General features: G+C 65.7%; 17 protein-coding genes. 8 read left to right on the plus strand and 9 right to left on the minus strand.

The window, feature by feature from the left end:
• Nucleotides 1-34: 34 nt before the first annotated feature.
• Nucleotides 35-820 carry a helix-turn-helix domain-containing protein gene (locus tag SALA_RS06210; RefSeq protein ID WP_011541532.1) on the minus strand — a complete coding sequence of 262 codons (786 nt, stop codon included), beginning with the start codon at nucleotides 818-820 and terminating at the stop codon, nucleotides 35-37.
• 118 nt (nucleotides 821-938) lie between these two features.
• On the opposite strand from SALA_RS06210, the gene SALA_RS16420 reads away from it, so the two are divergent.
• The gene (locus SALA_RS16420) at nucleotides 939-1331 is read left to right on the plus strand and encodes a hypothetical protein (protein ID WP_049754596.1); all 393 of its coding nucleotides are present in this window, start codon (nucleotides 939-941) and stop codon (nucleotides 1329-1331) included.
• An 8-nt stretch (nucleotides 1332-1339) separates the two neighbouring features.
• On the opposite strand, the gene SALA_RS06220 is transcribed toward SALA_RS16420, so the two are convergent.
• Nucleotides 1340-1795: a universal stress protein gene (locus SALA_RS06220; RefSeq protein ID WP_011541534.1), complete on the minus strand. Its 456-nt coding sequence runs from the start codon at nucleotides 1793-1795 to the stop codon at nucleotides 1340-1342.
• A 158-nt stretch (nucleotides 1796-1953) separates the two neighbouring features.
• On the opposite strand from SALA_RS06220, the gene SALA_RS06225 reads away from it, so the two are divergent.
• From SALA_RS06225 to SALA_RS06240, 4 genes are all read left to right on the plus strand, one after another.
• Nucleotides 1954-3264, plus strand: coding sequence for a pyruvate dehydrogenase complex dihydrolipoamide acetyltransferase (locus tag SALA_RS06225; RefSeq protein WP_011541535.1), 1311 nt, complete (start codon nucleotides 1954-1956; stop codon nucleotides 3262-3264).
• Between the two features lie 118 nt (nucleotides 3265-3382).
• Entirely contained in the window at nucleotides 3383-3793 is a 411-nt protein-coding gene (locus tag SALA_RS06230) for an endonuclease domain-containing protein (protein WP_237700929.1), read from the plus strand.
• Nucleotides 3786-5183 carry a dihydrolipoyl dehydrogenase gene (lpdA, locus tag SALA_RS06235; protein ID WP_011541537.1) on the plus strand — a complete coding sequence of 466 codons (1398 nt, stop codon included), beginning with the start codon at nucleotides 3786-3788 and terminating at the stop codon, nucleotides 5181-5183. Before SALA_RS06230 ends, lpdA begins: the two co-directional genes overlap by 8 nt.
• Nucleotides 5184-5271: 88 nt before the next feature.
• Entirely contained in the window at nucleotides 5272-6606 is a 1335-nt protein-coding gene (locus tag SALA_RS06240) for a metal-dependent hydrolase family protein (RefSeq protein WP_011541538.1), read from the plus strand.
• 98 nt (nucleotides 6607-6704) lie between these two features.
• On the opposite strand, the gene SALA_RS06245 is transcribed toward SALA_RS06240, so the two are convergent.
• Complete coding sequence (locus SALA_RS06245) at nucleotides 6705-7484, minus strand: tyrosine-protein phosphatase (RefSeq protein ID WP_041383780.1); 780 nt, start codon at nucleotides 7482-7484, stop codon at nucleotides 6705-6707.
• A 2-nt stretch (nucleotides 7485-7486) separates the two neighbouring features.
• Nucleotides 7487-8290, minus strand: coding sequence for a crotonase/enoyl-CoA hydratase family protein (locus tag SALA_RS06250; RefSeq protein ID WP_041383136.1), 804 nt, complete (start codon nucleotides 8288-8290; stop codon nucleotides 7487-7489).
• Nucleotides 8291-8341: 51 nt separating this feature from the next.
• Here SALA_RS06250 and SALA_RS06255 point away from each other — a divergent pair, with 51 nt between their 5' ends.
• Together SALA_RS06255 and SALA_RS16425 are read left to right on the plus strand one after the other, a co-directional pair.
• Nucleotides 8342-9481, plus strand: a complete 1140-nt coding sequence (locus SALA_RS06255; protein ID WP_041383782.1) for an acyl-CoA dehydrogenase family protein — start codon at nucleotides 8342-8344, stop codon at nucleotides 9479-9481.
• Entirely contained in the window at nucleotides 9478-10173 is a 696-nt protein-coding gene (locus SALA_RS16425; protein ID WP_049754597.1) for an acyl-CoA dehydrogenase family protein, read from the plus strand. Before SALA_RS06255 ends, SALA_RS16425 begins: the two co-directional genes overlap by 4 nt.
• Before the next feature lie 83 nt (nucleotides 10174-10256).
• Here the strand turns inward: SALA_RS16425 and SALA_RS06265 are convergent, their stop codons facing one another.
• Nucleotides 10257-11387 carry a CaiB/BaiF CoA transferase family protein gene (locus tag SALA_RS06265; protein ID WP_011541542.1) on the minus strand — a complete coding sequence of 377 codons (1131 nt, stop codon included), beginning with the start codon at nucleotides 11385-11387 and terminating at the stop codon, nucleotides 10257-10259.
• 94 nt (nucleotides 11388-11481) lie between these two features.
• On the opposite strand from SALA_RS06265, the gene SALA_RS06270 reads away from it, so the two are divergent.
• Nucleotides 11482-12819: an alkaline phosphatase PhoX gene (locus SALA_RS06270; RefSeq protein WP_011541543.1), complete on the plus strand. Its 1338-nt coding sequence runs from the start codon at nucleotides 11482-11484 to the stop codon at nucleotides 12817-12819.
• Here SALA_RS06270 and SALA_RS06275 read toward each other — a convergent pair whose 3' ends face one another.
• Genes SALA_RS06275 through SALA_RS06290 form a run of 4 tightly spaced genes read right to left on the minus strand, consistent with a single transcriptional unit; the run spans nucleotide 12820 to nucleotide 17184 of the window.
• Entirely contained in the window at nucleotides 12820-14067 is a 1248-nt protein-coding gene (locus SALA_RS06275) for an acetyl-CoA C-acetyltransferase (protein WP_011541544.1), read from the minus strand.
• Nucleotides 14068-14091: 24 nt separating this feature from the next.
• Nucleotides 14092-14874 carry an SDR family NAD(P)-dependent oxidoreductase gene (locus SALA_RS06280; RefSeq protein ID WP_011541545.1) on the minus strand — a complete coding sequence of 261 codons (783 nt, stop codon included), beginning with the start codon at nucleotides 14872-14874 and terminating at the stop codon, nucleotides 14092-14094.
• Between the two features lie 13 nt (nucleotides 14875-14887).
• Nucleotides 14888-16093, minus strand: coding sequence for an acyl-CoA dehydrogenase family protein (locus tag SALA_RS06285; protein ID WP_041383137.1), 1206 nt, complete (start codon nucleotides 16091-16093; stop codon nucleotides 14888-14890).
• Nucleotides 16090-17184, minus strand: coding sequence for an acyl-CoA dehydrogenase family protein (locus SALA_RS06290; RefSeq protein WP_011541547.1), 1095 nt, complete (start codon nucleotides 17182-17184; stop codon nucleotides 16090-16092). Before SALA_RS06290 ends, SALA_RS06285 begins: the two co-directional genes overlap by 4 nt.
• Between the last annotated feature and the right edge of the window lie 120 nt (nucleotides 17185-17304).

Raw genomic sequence — 17304 nt, forward strand, 5'->3', positions numbered from 1 at the left:
CCCACCCCAACCCCTCCCCTGAAGGGGAGGGGCTTTATGCATTCCCAGCCATTTTCTGCAACAGCGCCGCACTCTCCGCATCCGCCGGGAAAAAAGCCTCGATCGCGAGTTCGGAGAGGGTGATGTCGACCGGCGTGCCAAAGATCGTCACGGTCGAGACGAAGCGGATCTGTCCCAGCGGGGTGTCGAGGATCAGCGGCACCGCGATGCCGTTTGCTGCGTTACCCTCATGCTCGCCCGTGCTCCCACCATAACCCGCAAGTTCGCTGCGCAGCGCGATCAGCCCCGCATCGGCGCTCGCGTCGATCTGGTGATCGAGCCGCTCGAGCAGGTGCGCGCGCCATTCGCCAAGGTTGACGATATGCCGCGCGAGCCCGTCGGGGTGCAGCGCGACGCGGAGCACATTGACCGGCGGCGCGAGCAATTCGGGCGCCGCGAGCCGCGTGAGCAGCGCGACGGCATCATTGGCGGCGATCATGTTCCAGTGCCGGTCGACCGCGAGCGCGGGATAGGGCTCGTGACCCTTCAGCACATGGTCGACGATCGCCTTCATCCCCGCCATTTCGGGGCTGTTCAGGTCGCGTTCGCGATAATCGGGGGCATAGCCCGCCGCCAGAAGCATCGCGTTGCGCGCGCGGTTAGGCACCTCCAGGCAATCGGCGATGCGTTGCAGCATCAGCGCGCTCGGCCGCGAGCGCCCCGTCTCGATAAAGCTCAGGTGCCGGGTCGAAATCTCGCTTTCGAGCGCGAGATCCATCTGGCTCATCCGGCGACGGACGCGCCATTCGCGAAGCTGTTCGCCGACGGGTGCGGGGGTCATTGTCTGTCTCCTTCGTAAGCGCAGCTATACCCCCGCCTTCGGCTTTTCCATTACCTTGGACGTAATCGACGCCTTTCGCTTTCGGGTCCAGTTGGGGCGGGTCGAAAGGAGAATCACCATGTCGATCCGCAATCTCAAGACCATTCTCGTCGCCGATGCCGCTACCTGCGTCGGGGTGTTTGCCGCGGGCCTTCTCGCCGCGGAGCCCGTCGGCGCGCTGCTGGGCCTTCCCGCGCAGGTCGTCGCAATCGGCGGCTGGATATGCCTGGCCGCGGCGCTGCTGATGATCGTCGCCGCGCGACAGGCGGTGCCGGCTACCGCGCTCGTCAAGCTGATCGCGCTCGGCAATCTCGGTTGGGTCGCGGCGAGCTTTGCCGTCATCGCGGCCTTTGCAGCGCAGATGACCGGGCTCGGCATCGCCGCCGTGGCTGTTCAGGCGCTGGGCGTGCTCGGTTTCGCAATCCTCGAATGGAAAAGCGTCGCGGGATCAGGAGCGGTCGCCGCGGCCTGACCGCCGGGTCAGCTCAACGCATCGAGCCGGGCGAGGTCGATCCCGCCCGGCACCAGCATCACCGGACAGGGGAGCGTTCCCGCATCCTGTCCGGTGAAATGCGATACCAGCGGGCCGGGCGCGCCGGTGGCGGCGGTCGCGAGCACCAGCGCGGCAATTTCGTCACTCGCGCCGATCACTTCGCGCACGACCTCGACGGGTTTGCCCGATTTCACCATGATCTGCGGCGTCACGCCCGCTTCCTTGACGACCGCATCGGCGGCGGCGGCCACCAGTTCCTCGGCATGTTCGCGCGCCTCAGCCTCGATCGTCGCCTGCACCCCGCCGAACGCCACGAAATCCTGCGGCGGGACGATCGCGAGCACCATGACGCCACCCCCCGTCCGCGCTGCGCGCCGCGCCGCAAAGCGCAGCGCAAGCGACGCCTCCGGGCTGTCGTCGATCACCACCAGATATGTCCGCATCGTCCCGACCCCCGATATTATGCTTGGCGCGAGACTGCGTCACATTCGTATGAAAGGCAAGTTTGGCCCGCTGGACCTTGACCGGCGCACGGCTTATGGCGAGGAAGAATCCGTAGCGGCAGGCACGGCCTGCAAGACTGACAGGGACACGCCTAGACATGCCAATCGAACTCAAGATGCCCGCTCTCTCGCCGACGATGGAGGAGGGCACGCTCGCCAAATGGCTTGTGAAGGAGGGCGATGAGGTCAAGTCGGGCGACCTGCTCGCCGAGATCGAAACCGACAAGGCGACAATGGAGTTCGAAGCGGTCGATGAGGGTGTGATCAGCCAGATACTCGTCGCCGAGGGGACCGACGGCGTGAAGGTCGGCACGGTGATCGCGGTGATCGCGGGCGAGGGGGAGGATGCGGGCGAAGCGAAGGCGACGCCTGCTGCTGCGCCTGCGCCGGTTCCGGCAAAAGACGTCGCCCCAGCGGAAGCTGGGGCCGCTACCGTCAGTGCACCTCCGCCAGCGGTCCTAGCTTCCGCTGGGACGACGAATGTGGGCGACCGCATCAAAGCCAGCCCGCTCGCCAGGCGCCTCGCTGCCGAGCAAGGCATCGACCTCAAAAAGCTGACCGGCACCGGCCCCGGCGGCCGCATCGTCAAGGCCGACCTTGAAGGCGCGCCCACAGGCGCCGCTGCATCCACTGCCGTCGCCCCCGCGCAGGCGGGGGCCGCTGTCGGCACGGCGCCCGCTGCCGCACCGGAACCGGCCGGCCCGATCCCCGATTTCGGCATCCCGCATGAGGATGAAAAGCTGTCGGGGATGCGCAAGACGATCGCGCGCCGCCTGAGCCAGTCGATGCAGGACGCGCCGCACATCTACCTCACCGTCGACATCCGCCTCGACGCGCTGCTCAAGCTCCGCGGCGAGCTTAACGCGAGCCTGGAGAGCCGCGGGGTCAAGCTGAGCGTCAACGACATGCTGATCAAGGCGCTCGCGGTCGCGCTCGAGCGCGTCCCGCAGTGCAACGTCAGCTTTGGCGGCGACGTGATGCGCTTTTACAAGCGCGCCGACATTTCGGTCGCGGTCAGCATCCCCGGCGGCCTCATCACCCCGATCATCACCGATGCGGGGGCCAAGTCGCTGTCGAAAATCTCGACCGAAATGGCCGAGCTCGCGGGCCGCGCCAAGGAAGGCAAGCTGCAACCGCACGAATATCAGGGCGGCACCGCCAGCATCTCGAACATGGGCATGATGGGGATCAAGCAGTTCACCGCGGTGATCAACCCGCCGCAGGCGATGATCATGGCGATCGGCGCGGGCGAAAAGCGGCCCTATGTCGTCGACGATGCGCTGGCGATCGCGACGGTCATGTCGGCGACCGGCAGCTTCGACCACCGCGCGATCGACGGGGCGGACGGGGCGCTCTTGATGAAGACGTTCAAGGAACTGGTGGAAAGCCCGCTGGGGCTGGTGGCGTAAGATGCCCGCGAGGGGCCAAAGCCCCTCTCCCCTTGCGGGAGAGGGGTTGGGGAGTGGGGTCCGCGCCGCGGCAGCGGCGCACAAGACTCTCTCCGAAGTTCTCGCTCGCAAAGCCCTGTTGCTGGACCGCGTCCGCCAAATGCGATCGAATCCCACTGATGCCGAACGGCACCTATGGTCGATCCTCCGTGCTGGTCGTCTCGAAGGTCTGAGATGGCGGCGTCAGGAGGTCATCGACGACCGCTATATTGCTGATTTCCTCTGCTACGAGCATCGGTTGATCGTCGAGGCCGATGGAGGCCAGCATGGCGACAATCCTCATGATGCCGAGCGCGACACCTATCTGACCGCACAGGGCTTTCGCATCCTGCGCTTCTGGAACAACGACATCCTCGCCAACAGCGAAGGCCTAGTCGCGAGCATCCTCGATGCCATCGATTCTCTTGGCGCGCAGACGCGCGCCGACCCCACACCCCAACCCCTCTCCCGCAAGGGGAGAGGGGCTTTTGAAGGAGCCCATAATGGCTGACACCAACTATGACCTCATCGTCCTCGGCTCGGGCCCCGGCGGCTATGTCGCCGCGATCCGCGCGGCGCAGCTGGGGATGAAGACCGCGATTGTCGAACGCGAACTGCTCGGCGGCATCTGCCTCAACTGGGGCTGCATCCCGACCAAGGCGCTGCTGCGGTCGGCGGAAATCTATCACTACATGCAACATGCGGGCGCCTATGGGCTGAAAGCCGCCGAGATCAGCGCCGACATCGACGCGGTGGTGAAGCGGTCGCGCGGGGTCGCGTCGCAGCTGAACAAGGGCGTGACCGGCCTGATGAAGAAGCACAAGATCACCGTCCATATGGGCGAGGGCAAGCTGACCGCGCCGGGCAAGCTGGAAGTGAAGGGGGAGAAAGGGACCGAAACCCTTTCCGCGAAAAACATCATCGTCGCGACCGGCGCCCGCGCCCGCGACCTGCCCTTCGCGCCTGCCGACGGCAAGCGCATCTGGACCTATCGCCACGCGCTCGTGCCGTCCGAAATGCCGAAGAAATTGCTCGTCATCGGATCGGGTGCTATCGGGATCGAGTTTGCGAGCTTTTACAGTGATATGGGGGCCGAGGTTACGGTGGTGGAGATGCTCGATCGCCTCGTTCCCGTCGAGGATGCCGACATCTCCGCCTTCCTCGAAAAACAGCTCAAAAAACAGGGCATGACGATCCACACCGGCGCCGGGGTCGAGGAGCTGAAGACGACCGCGAACGGCGTCATCGCAAAGATCAAGGACAAGGACGGCAAGACCCAGAGCGCCGAGTTCAGTCACGCGATTGTCGCGATCGGCATCGTCCCGAACACCGAGAATATCGGGCTGGAGGCGCTCGGCGTGAAGACGACCAGGGGCCATATCGACACCGACGCGATGTGCCGCACCAACGTCCCCGGCGTCTGGGCGATCGGCGACGTCACCGCGCCGCCGTGGCTCGCGCACAAGGCGATGCACGAATCGATCATCGCGGTCGAGGCGATCGCGGGCAATCACCCGCACGCGATGGACGTGCGCAACATCCCCGGCTGCACCTATTGCCGCCCGCAGATCGCCAGCGTCGGCCTGACCGAAGCGAAGGCGAAGGAGCTGGGGTATGAGGTCAAGGTCGGCACCTTCCCCTTCATCGGCAATGGCAAGGCGATTGCGCTGGGCGAATCCGAAGGCTTCACCAAGACCGTGTTCGACGCCAGGACCGGCGAACTCTTGGGCGCGCACATGATCGGCGCCGAGGTCACCGAACTGATTCAGGGCTATACGATCGGCAAGACCGCCGAGCTGGTCGAGGATGATTTCATCGGCACCGTCTTTCCGCACCCGACGCTCAGCGAAACGATGCACGAGGGCGTACTGGCGGCGTTCGGACGGCCGCTGCACATCTGAGCCTCGATCGCTCCCGCGATTTTCCGCTGTCCTAATCGGTGCTCCTTTGCCATCTAGGCAAAGGGCACCAACAAGGGACGGTCGCGATATGCAATCCAGAGTGAAGTTGCGCAGCTTTCTGCGGGTTATGCGAATCGGCGGCATCGCGCTTCTGGGCGCAGTGGGCACGGGCACCGCGGCACAGGAGGCGCCGTCGCAGACGGTCATCACCGCCGCGCGCTACATCGACGTGCTGAGCGGCAAGACGGTCGAGCACCCCGCAATCTTCGTCGGCGCCGATGGCCGCATCACCAATATCGCCGACGCGCGCACCGTCCGCTGGGGTAGCGACGTCAAGCATATCGACCTCGGCGGCAAGACTTTGCTCCCCGGCCTTATCGACATGCACGTCCACCTCGACGGTCCTGCCGACATCGGCGGCTATCGCGGGCTGGAGTTCACCGACAGCTTCTGGGGCATGACCGCCGTCAAGAACGCGAACGACATGCTGAACGCCGGTTTCACGACGGTGCGCAACGTCGGATCGGGCGACCGCAACGACATCGGCCTCAAACAGGCGATCGATTCGGGTTACGCGACCGGCCCGCGCATCGTTCCCGCGGGCTATGCGCTCGGCGCGACCGGCGGGCATTGCGACAGCACTTTCCTCCCTCCCAGCCTGGAAAAAAAGGACGGCAAGGAAGAGGGCATCGGCGACAGCCCCGACGAACTGCGCTATCAGGTGCGCCGCCAGCGCAAATATGGCGCCGAGGTCATCAAGGTGTGCGCGACCGGCGGCGTTTTTTCGCGCAACACCGAGCCGGGGCAGTTGCAGGTGCCCGAGAATGAGCTGCGCGCCATCGCCGACGAGGCACACCAGTGGGGGCTGCGCGTCGCCGCGCACGCGCATGGCGCGGCGGGCATCCGCGCCGCGATCGCGGCGGGGATCGACACGATCGAACATGCGAGCCTCGTCGACGACGAGGGCATTCGCATGGCGGTCGCCCGCAAGCAGCCCGTCTGGTTCGCGATGGATATCTACAACACCGAATATACGCAGGCCGAGGGCTCGAAAAACGGCGTGCTTGAGGATAATCTGCGCAAGGATCGCGAGATCGCGCAGATCCAGCGCGACAATTTCAGGAAAGCGCACCGCGCCGGGGTGCGGATGGTGTTCGCGTCCGACGCCGGAGTGATGCCGCACGGTGAGGTCGGCAAGCAGTTCCGCGTCATGGTCGAATATGGAATGACGCCGATACAGGCGATCCAGGCCGCGACGAAAAACGCCGCCGAGGCGCTGGGGCGCGAAAAGGATGTAGGGGCGATTGCCGTGGGGCGCTATGCCGACATCGTCGCGGTCGACGGCGATCCGCTGGCCAATGTGCGCGAGCTGGAAAGCGTCGACGCGGTGGTGAAGGGCGGGGTGCTGGTGAAGGGGGAGTGAACCTTCGCCCCGCGATGGCGGGGCCCGCCTGAGGCCCTGGTCAACCGCGTTGTGTAAACCGACAGCGGCCCCCGCCTGCGCGGGGGCGACGGATTTTCTTACACCACCAACCGATCCACCAACGCCTCGCGCATCGTGGGCGTGAAGTTCAGCACCGCCTCGGCATAGCTCGGCACATCGCCATGATCGCGGCGGACGGTGGCGAGCGCGGCGTCGAGATAGGCGGGGTTGACCGACATCAGCGCGCGGATTGCATCGTCGCGGATTTCGGCGCCATAGCGCGACCGGATATGCGCGGCGCCCTGCGCGATCCGTTCCTCGATCCTGCCCGCGGTGTTGGTGAGCAGATAATCGTGCATCAGATCGTCCTCATGCACGCCGAGCAACCGGTGAACGATCGCGACGGCAAAGCCTGTGCGATCCTTGCCCGCGACGCAGTGGACGAGGCTCGGTGCATCATATTCGGCGAGCGCGGCGAGGTAGAGGCGCAGTGTCGCGACGAGCGCGGGGCGATACGGCATCCCCGCATAGGTGTCGATCATCCGCGCGCGCGCCGTCTCGACGTCGATCGTCCCGCCCGCCGCCTGAAGATGCGGGGCAAGGCCTGCGGTCACCCCTCCCGCAAACAGTACGCGCGCGGAGAAATTGTCGCTGCGCCGACACGGGTGCATTTCGCGTTCGTCGTCGCCGCGCAGGTCGATCACCGTTTCGATTCCCAGCCGGTCGAGCACCGCCAGATCCTCGTCGGTCGCGGCCTCATGATGCGCCGACCGCCACAGCATCCCGTCGCGAAGCCGCCCGCCGCCCTCGACGGCATAGCCGCCATAGTCGCGGAAATTGTGGACGCCGGACAGAGGCAGGACGCGCTCGGCGAGCATGGTCATTCTCCTGTAAACACGGGGGACCGCTTTTCGACGAACGCGTTGATCGCCTCGCGGTTATCCGCAGTTTCGTGGACGATCGCCTGATAGGCCGCGCTCAGTTCCAAAATATCGCTCATCCGGCTGTGCTGCGCCTCGCGCAGCAATCGCTTCGTCAGCCGCAGCGCGCGCGGCGGGTTGCAGACGATCCGCTCGGCAATGGCGATCGCGCGATCGAGCAGCTCCGCATCGGGCACCACATCGGTAACCAGACCATATTCCTTTGCCTGAGCCGCGTCAAAGCGGTCGCCGGTCAGGAACAGCTCGGCCGCGCGCGGATAGCCGAGCACCTTTTGCAGCAACCACGCTCCGCCGTCGCCGGGAACGATACCGACCTTGATGAAGCTGCACGCGAACTTCGCGCTTTCCGCTGCAATGCGAATGTCGCAGGTGCAGGCGAGGTCGCAGCCAAGGCCGATCGCATGGCCGTTGATCGCGGCGATCATCGGCACTTCGCAATCCATCAGCGCGCGGATCACCGCCTGTACGCCTTTGCGATAATTGGCTCGCGTCGAATCGGGCTGATCGAGCACGCCGATTCCGGTGCGCTCCTGCATTCCTTTGAGGTTTCCGCCGGCGCTGAACGCCTTGCCGCTGCCGGTCAGGATCATCGCGCTGATGCCGCGATCGTCGCCGAGGGTGCGGAGCGTGTCGATGATGTCCTGGCAATCGTCATGCGTGCCGATCGCATTCATGCTTTCGGGCTTGATCATCGTCAGGATCGCGATCTTGCCCCGCCGCTCGACACTCAAAAACTCGCCCATCGCCAATTATCCTTTGCTGCTCCGGGGAAGCTATTGCATGGCTGGCGCGACATGCAAGGCTTTGCGCTCTATCCCTTCGACCCACCCGGCGATGTCGCGGCACTGCGCGCCGAATTGCGGGCATGGCTTGCGGCGAACCAGCCCAGGGGCGACGTCGTTGCGCGCGCCAATTGCTGGGCGAGTTTCGACACGGATTTCAGCCGCAAGCTGGGCGCGGCGGGTTATGTCGGGATGACTCTGCCACCACGCTTTGGTGGCGGCGGCCGCCATCCGCTCGAACGCTATGTGGTGATCGAAGAACTGCTTGCGGCGGGTGCTCCGGTCGGCGCACACTGGATCGCCGACCGCCAGACCGGGCCGCTGATCCTCCGCTACGGCAGCGAGGAACAATGTCAGCGCTATCTGCCCGGGATTGCCAGGGGCGAACTATATGCCTGCATCGGACTATCCGAACCCGGCGCCGGGTCGGATCTCGCCGCGGTGCGAACCACGGCGCGCGAGACTGCCGAGGGCTGGCGGATCAACGGCCAGAAAATCTGGACCACCGGCGCGCATTTCTCGCACATCATGCTGGCGCTGGTGCGCACCGAAGCGGGGAGCGAGCGTAACGCGGGACTGAGCCAGCTGCTGATCGACCTCGACACTCCCGGCATTACCATCCGCCCGATCATCGACATGGCGGACCACCATGATTTCAACGAAGTCTTCTTTGACGATGTGCTCGTGCCGCACGGCGCGTTGGTTGGCGAGCGGGGGCAGGGGTGGAGGCAGGTCACCGCCGAACTCGGTCTCGAACGATCGGGGCCGGAGCGTTATCTGTCGAGCCACGCGCTGCTCGCCGCGCTGATCGATGCGGCGGGGGTGGACCCCGACCCGGCGGTGATCGCGCTGATCGGCGAACTCGTCGCCGAAATGTGGACGCTGCGCCAGCTTTCGATGTCGACCGCGGCCAAGCTCGCGGCGGGCGAGGATCCGATGGTCGAAGCGTCGGTGGTCAAGGAACTGGGCAATGCCTTCGAACAGGATATGCCGCGCCGGGTGCAGGCGATCGTCGAGTGCCCGTGGGACGATCCGAGCGACCTTGGCCGGTTGCTGCGCGCCTTGCTGATCGCATCGCCCAGTTTCTCGCTGCGCGGCGGCACGCGCGAGGTGATCCGCGGGATCATCGCGCGCGGGCTGGGCCTCAGATGAGCGCGGCGCGCGACATGCTGTGCGACACCGCGCGCGCGGTGTTTGCCGAAGCCGCGGCGGTGGGGATGGCGCCGGTCGAAGCCGCAGGCTTCGGGCTGCTGCTGGTTCCGGAGGGCGAAGGCGGTTTCGGCGGCGACTGGGGTGACGTCGACGCGGTGTTGCAGATCGCCGGGGTGATGATACCCGACCTGCCGGTTGCGGCAACGATCGCTCCGGATGGCTTGCAAGCCGCCGCAACCGTCAGCCTGATGGCGGGCGCGATGGGGCGGGCGCTGGCGCTTTCGATCGAGCATGTGAACACGCGCGAGCAGTTCGGACGGGCGCTGGGCAAGTTCCAGGCGGTGCAACAATCGCTGGCGGCGATGGCGTGCGAGGTGCGTGCGGTTGAAGCGGCGGCGGCGGCGCTGGCGGCGCGGCTCGACGCGGTCGGGCTCGATCCTGTGGCGGCTGATTTCGAGATTGCCGCGGCGAAATTGCGCGCCAACCGGGCGGTCGGGGTTGTAACATCGATCGCGCATCAGGTGCATGGCGCGATCGGCTTCACCCGCGAATATGAACTCAACCGGGTAACGATCCCGCTGATGCGCTGGCGCGGGGAGCACGGCAATGACGCCCATTGGGCGGCACGGCTGGGGCGCCAGGCGGCGGGGTTCGGCGGCAAGGGGCTGTGGGAAATGCTGACCGAACGCTGATCGAACCGCTCAAACATCGATATTGCGAACGCAGCGAAGCAATCCAGAGTAGCATAGCCCGCCCTGGATTGCTTCGCTTCGCTCTAATGCACCGCGCCGCCTTCGCGCAGCGCCGCGATCCTGCCGGCGTCATAGCCCAGCGCCGCCAGCACTGCATCGCCATCCGCGCCGACGGTCGGCGCGGCGCGCGGCGTGTCGTTGGAGGTGACCGAATAACGCGGCGCCGGGGCGGGCTGGATTGCGCCGCCTATGTCGATGAACGTCTCGCGCGCCACATTGTGCGGGTGCTGCGGCGCCTCTTCGAGCGAGAGGACGGGTGCAAAGCAGATGTCGGTCATTTCCATGATCGCGCACCATTCATCGCGCGTTTTGGTCGCGAACAGCGCCGTCAGCTTGTCCTTGAGCGGCCCCCATTTCGACGGATCGTGCTGGGCGTCGAAATCGGGGTCGGCGTCGAGGCCGGTCTTTTGGCGCAGCAGGGCATAGAATTGAGGCTCGATCGACCCTATCGAGATGAACTTGCCGTCGGCGCAGCGGTAAGTGTCATAGAAATGCGCGCCGCCGTCGAGCATATTGACCCCGGCTTCGTCCTTGAGCCGCCCCATCGCCTTGAAGCCCCACGTCATGCCCGCGAGCAGCGCCGACCCGTCGGTCATCGCGCAATCGATCACCTGGCCCTCGCCGGTCCGCGCGGCGTGGAGCAGCGCGCTCGTCATGCCGAACGCCAGCATCATGCCGCCGCCGCCGAAATCGCCGACATAATTGACCGGCGGCACGGGCTTTTCACCGGCGCGCCCGATGCCGTGGAGGACGCCCGACAGCGCGATATAATTGATGTCGTGGCCCGCCGCCTGCGAATAGGGGCCATACTGCCCCCAGCCGGTCATGCGGCCGTAAACGAGCCTTGGATTGTCGGCGAGCAGGACGTCGGGGCCAAGGCCAAGGCGCTCCATCACGCCGGGGCGATAACCTTCGATGATCGCATCGGCGCCGCGGCACAGGTCACGCGCGATCTGCACCGCGTCGGGCTTTTTCATGTCGAGTGCGATCGACGTGCGATTGCGCGACAGGGGATCGCGCGGGTCGAGGAAGCCGTCGGGCCGGTCGATACGGATCACCTCGGCGCCATGGTCGGCGAGCATCATCGCGCAGAAGGGGCCGGGGCCGATCCCGGCGAACTCGATGATCTTGATGCCGTGCAGCGGACCCGTCATATCCATCTCCTCTTGTTACAATCCATGCGGGTGCCCCGCCTCTGTCATATTCGCGCCCTAGGGCACGCCAAACCAAAACCAAAGGGACGCTGCCATGCTCGACCGCCGCAACTTCGCTCTCGCCGCCCTCGCTTTCGGTGGACTGGCGATCCAGTCGCGCGCAACCGAAAAGGGACTGATGCCGACGGCGCCGGGTTACGGCCCGTTGCAGCCCGACCCAGCCGGGCTCATCGATCTGCCGCCGGGCTTTTCCTATCGCATCGTCTCCGCGCTGGGCGAGGCGATGAGCGACGGACACCGCGTGCCCGACCGCGCCGACGGCATGGGCTGTTTCCAGCTGGACGGCGGCAAGATCGCGCTGGTGCGCAACCACGAGCTTCAGCCGCGGCACGGCAGGGACGGGCCGTTTGGCAAGGCAGTGACGCTGCCCGCCGAGGCTTTCGACAGCCGCGCGGGCGCGGCGCTGCCCGGCGGGACGACGACGCTGGTGCTCGATCCGGACAGCCTGGCGGTGGAGACGCAGTATCTGAGCCTCGTCGGCACGATCCGCAATTGCGCGGGTGGCATCACCCCGTGGAACAGCTGGCTGACGTGCGAGGAAAGCGTCGACGGCCCCGATCAGGGCGTCGGACGACCGCACGGCTGGATCTTCGACGTCCCCGCCGCTGCGGGAAAGCTGGTGAAGGCCGAACCGCTCAAAGCCATGGGGCGCTTCGTGCGCGAGGCGGCGGCGGTCGATCCGCGCACGGGCATCGTCTATATGACCGAAGACCGCGACGACAGCCTCTTCTACCGCTTCATCCCCGACGTGCCGGGGTCGCTGGGCCGCGGCGGGCGGTTGCAGGCGCTTGCCTTTCACGACGAGTCCATCCGCGACAGTCGCAACTGGGGCGAGCGCCGTATCGCGCCGGGAAGCTGGCTTTTCGTGCGGTGGATCGACCTCGACGACCCCGAAAGCCCCGCCGACGACCTTCGGCATCGCGGCGCCAAACAGGGCGCGGCGGTTTTTGCGCGCGGCGAGGGCATCCATTGGGGCGCCGACGAGCTTTATTTCACCTGCACATCGGGCGGCGCCGCGAAAGAGGGGCAGATCATGCGCTACCGCCCCTCGCGTCACGAAGGGACCGATCGCGAACGCACGGTTCCCGGCCGGATTCAGCTCTTCCTCGAATCGACCGACCCGGCCCATTACAGCTTCGGCGACAATCTGACCGTCGCCCCCAACGGGCATCTGATCGTGTGCGAGGACCAGTATCTCGATACGGTCGACAATCATCTGCGCGGCGTCACTCCCTTTGGCGAAGTCTATCCCTTTGCCCGGATCCGGGTGCAGACCGAACCGGCGGGCGTGTGTTTTTCGCCCGACGGCAAGACCATGTTCGTCAACCTCTATAGTCCGACCAAAACGCTCGCGATCCGGGGGCCCTTTTGATCACAGCCGCTCGATGATGATCGCGGGCGCCATGCCGCCGGCGGCGCACATGGTGACGAGGCCGTAACGACCGCCCGAGCGTTCCAGCTCGTCGAGCGCGGTGCCGATCAGGATCGATCCGGTGGCGCCGATCGGGTGGCCGAGCGCCATCGCGCCGCCGTTGATGTTGACCTTGTCGCGGGGCAGGTCGAGGTCGCGGATGAACTTCTCCGCAACGACGGCGAAAGCCTCGTTGATTTCCCAGACGTCGATGTCGTCCCTGGTCAGCCCCGCCTTATCGAGCACCTTCTTCGCCGCGGGGACCGGGGCGTTGAGCATCAAGGTCGGATCGTCGCCGATATTGGCGTAGGCGACGATGCGCGCGCGGGGTTTCAGGCCGTGTTTGTCGGCATAGGCCTTCGAGGTGACGAGCAGCGCCGCAGCGCCATCGACGACCCCCGATGAATTGCCGGCATGGTGAAAATGCTGGATTTCGAGATCGGGATAGCGACGATTGATCTGCTGGCGGAAGGTGAAGCCGCCCATGTCGAAATCGGCGAGCGCGGCAAAACTCGGCTTGAGCGCGGCGAGACCTTCGGCGCTGGTTTCGGGGCGCGGAAACTCCTCATGGTCGAGTGCGATGCTGCCGTCGGGGTTGAGCACGGGCACCAGCGATTTGGCGAAGCGACCTTCCTTGATCGCACGGTCGGCGCGCCGCTGGCTGACGAGTGCGAGCGCATCGAGCGCCTCGCGGCCGATCCCTTCGATCGTTGCGATGGCGTCGCCGCACACGCCCTGATGCGACTGCGGGTGAAGCTCGTCGAGCGCCTCATGGCCCGACCCCATCAGGCGCGGCGGCAGGCCGGCGTTCGCCTGTTCGGCGGCAAAGGCGCTGGTGTAGCTCATCATCTCGGTGCCGCCCGCGACGACGCAATCCTCCATGCCGCTCATCACCGTCGCCGCGGCGAGATTGACCGAGGTGATGCCGCCGCCGCAGAAGCGGTCGAGCGTCGTTCCCGATGCCTTGATGTCATAACCCGCCGACAGCGCCGCCATGCGGCCGAGGTCGCCGCCCTGCTTGCCATTCTGGCTCGACGTCGACCAGATGATGTCGTCGACCGTCGCGGTGTCGAGATTATTGCGATCCCTGATCGCCTTCAGCACCGTTGCGGCGAGATGCTGCGGGTGGAGATGCGACAACGCGCCCTTGCCGGGCTTGCCAATCCCGCGCGGGGTGCGGACGGCGTCGATGATATAGGCTTCGGCCATATGTATATTTCCTTTCGGGGAGCGTTAACGCGGAGCCATGCGGATCGCGCCGTCGAGGCGGACGGCCTGACCGTTGAAATAGGTATTGCGGATCATCTCCATGGCGAGACTGGCATATTCTTCGGCCTTGCCGAGCCGCTTGGGGAAGGGGACGGAGGCTTCGAGGCTTTCCCTGACCTTCGGGTTCATATTGTTGAGCAAGGGCGTGCCGAACACCCCCGGCATGATCGCATTGACGCGAATGCCGAGGTCCATCAGGTCGCGTGCCATCGGCAGCACCAGCCCGTTCACACCCGCCTTCGCCGAGCCATAGATGACCTGGCCGATCTGGCCATCCTGCGCCGCGACCGAAGCGGTGAGGATGATCGCGCCGCGTTCGCCGTCTTCCAGTTCGGGAAGGGTGGCCATGCCTTCGGCCGCAATTGACGCGACGCGATAGCTGGCGGTGAGGATGCCTTCGACGCCGAAGGCATAATCGGCGGTTGGCGTGCGGCGGTATCGGCCGCTTTCCTTGTCATAGGCGAGTGTCTTGCCGCGGCGCGAGGTCATCGCACAGTGAACGCAGATACGTTCCTGCCCGTTTGCCGCACGCGCCTTGGCATAGCCGTCGAGCACCGATTGTTCGTCGGTGATATCGACATGGACGAACAGCCCGCCGATCGACGCCGCCACCTCCTCGCCGAGTGCGTCGTTGATATCGAAGATCGCAACCTTCACGCCGGCGGCCGCAAGCGCTTCGGCGGTCGCGCGGCCGAGGCCGGAGGCGCCACCGGTGACGACGGCGGCGGTCGCGGAATCGATTTTCATGGGGAGGGCTCCTTCAGGCGGGGATCTGGTTGAACGGAATGCCCTTGTCGGGGCGGTGATCCTGCGGCAGTCCGAGGATCTTTTCGGCAATCGTGTTGAGCAAAGTCTCATCCGATCCGCCCGCGATACGGCCCGTCGGCGCGTTGATCCAGCTCGACGCCCAGTCGTCCCTGGGCGAGGCGTGGTCGTCGAACGCGAAGGCTTCGGAGCCTTGCAGGTCGAGCGCGAGTTCGGACAATTTCTGGCGCGAACGAACCGACACGAGCTTGCCCAGCGAGCCTTCGGGGCCGGGCGTCATGCCCGCCTGCATCATCAGTCGCGCGCGCATGTTGATGGAGTCGAGCCCGGCGCGCATCGCATAGTTGCGGGCGATCTGCTGGCGGATGCGGCCATCCTCGATCGCGGGGCGGCCGTTCAGCTTCATCTCTTTCGCCAGATCGACGAACAGGTCGAGGTGCGGACCGAAGCCCGCGCTGTCGGTCGCGACATAGCGTTCGATCATCAGCGTCGCCATCGCGACCGCAAAGCCGCCGCCGACCGGCGACATGCGATGATCGTCGCCGACCTTCACATCGTCGAAGAACACCTCGTTGACATGGCTGTCGCCGCCCGCGAGCTTGATCGGGCGCACGGTGACGCCCGGCGCCTTCATATCGACCCAGAAGTATGTGAGCCCCTTGTGCTTGGGCACCGTCGGGTCGGTGCGCACGACGATGACGCCATAGTCACTATATTGCGCCCAGCTCGTCCAGACCTTCTGCCCGTTGATCTTCCAGCCATTGCCGTCAGGCTCGGCCCGCGTGCGCAGCCCGGCGAGGTCCGTACCGCCCGAAGGTTCGGAGAAGAGCTGGCACCAGATTTCCTCGCCGGTGAGCGCCTTGAGCACGCGCTCTTTCACGAACTCGCGGTCGCTGCCGAACTGCATGAGCACAGGTACCGGCATCCCCAGCGAAATGCCGAAATAGACGTTGGGGAAGCCGTGTTTCATCTCCTCGGCCTCGAAGCTGATCTTTTCGATATGACCGAGGCCCTGGCCGCCATATTTGGTCGGCCAGTTGATACCTGCAAAGCCCGCGTCGAACTTGGCCCTTTGATAGCGGCGACCGAGCGCCAGATCTTCTTCGACGCCCAGCCCCTTGCGCGCGGCCTTTCCGAACTCGGCCACCATCGATTCGCACCAGGCCGCCGCCCTGGCGCGATATGTTTCGAGATCGGTCATGCGTTTTCGCCCGCCAACTGGTCGACGAGCACATCTTCCCAAAAGAGGCTGCTTCCCTGTTCGAGCGCCAGTGTCCGCGCGCGGCGCATGTGGAGGTGGAGCCCCGCTTCCCAGGTGACGCCGATGCCGCCGTGGATCTGGATGCAGTCGCGCGCAGCGGTGTCATAGGCTTCGGTCGCCGAGAGTCGCGCCGCCGCCGCGGCGACAAGGAAATCGTCCACTCCTTCGCGCGCCGCCGCATGGATGGCATTGGCGCGCGCCAGTTCGACAAGCCCGTAAAGTTCGGCAATGCGATGCTTGATCGACTGAAACGCGCCGATCGGCTGGCCGAACGCCTTGCGCGTCACCGCATAGTCGCGCGCAATTTCCATCAAGGCCTCGGCACCGCCCGTCTGTTCGTGCGCGGTCACGACCGCCTGCAACGCCAATATGTGCAGCGCGGCGGCGCGTGCCCGGCCGCCGGTGACCAGAATGTCGGCCGGTGCGTTGGCAAGAACAAGATCGGCGATGCAGCGGCTATTGTCGAACGTCTCGATCGCGTGGCGTTCGGTGCCGGCAAGATCGACAATCGCCAGCGCGGGCGACCCGCCTTCATCGGCCAGCACGACCGCGATATCGGCGAAAAGGCCGCCTGAAACGGCGAATGCGGTTCCACGGACGCCGGCGTCCTGCAGGACCAGGCCTGGCACCGCAGGTAGGGGATCGGGGCCCGCGGCAAAGGCGACGGCGCCGATCGTATCGCCGCTGGCGAGGCCGGGGAGCCACCTCGATTGCTGCGCCTCGGTGCCGTAATGTTCGATCGCCTTGGCGGCGCCGAAGCTGGAGGTCAGAAACGGCGCGCCGCTCAACGTTCGTCCCGCCTGATGCGCGATCAGGCCAAGCTCGACGAGGCCAAGCGCGAGCCCGCCAAAGGCTTCGGGGAGCGCAAGCGCGGTCCAGCCCTGTTCCTTCGCGGTCGTCCAGAAACCCTTGTGATATTGCCCACGGGCGTCGAGCAGTGGGAGCAGATCGTCTTTGCTCACCCTGGCTTCGAGCGCCCGCCGCGATTCGGTTGCGATCGCCTGTTGCCCTTCGTCGTACAAAATCGACATCGGCTCGTTTCCTCTCCCCTTGCCCTGTCTTCGCCATCATCCCGACGTTGACGTAAACGTCAAGTTATTTCATGGAACGGGACGACGATGCCGTAAGGGCAGGGCGATCGAGGAGGGACA

The sequence above is a fragment of the Sphingopyxis alaskensis RB2256 genome (assembly GCF_000013985.1).
GTDB lineage: Bacteria > Pseudomonadota > Alphaproteobacteria > Sphingomonadales > Sphingomonadaceae > Sphingopyxis > Sphingopyxis alaskensis.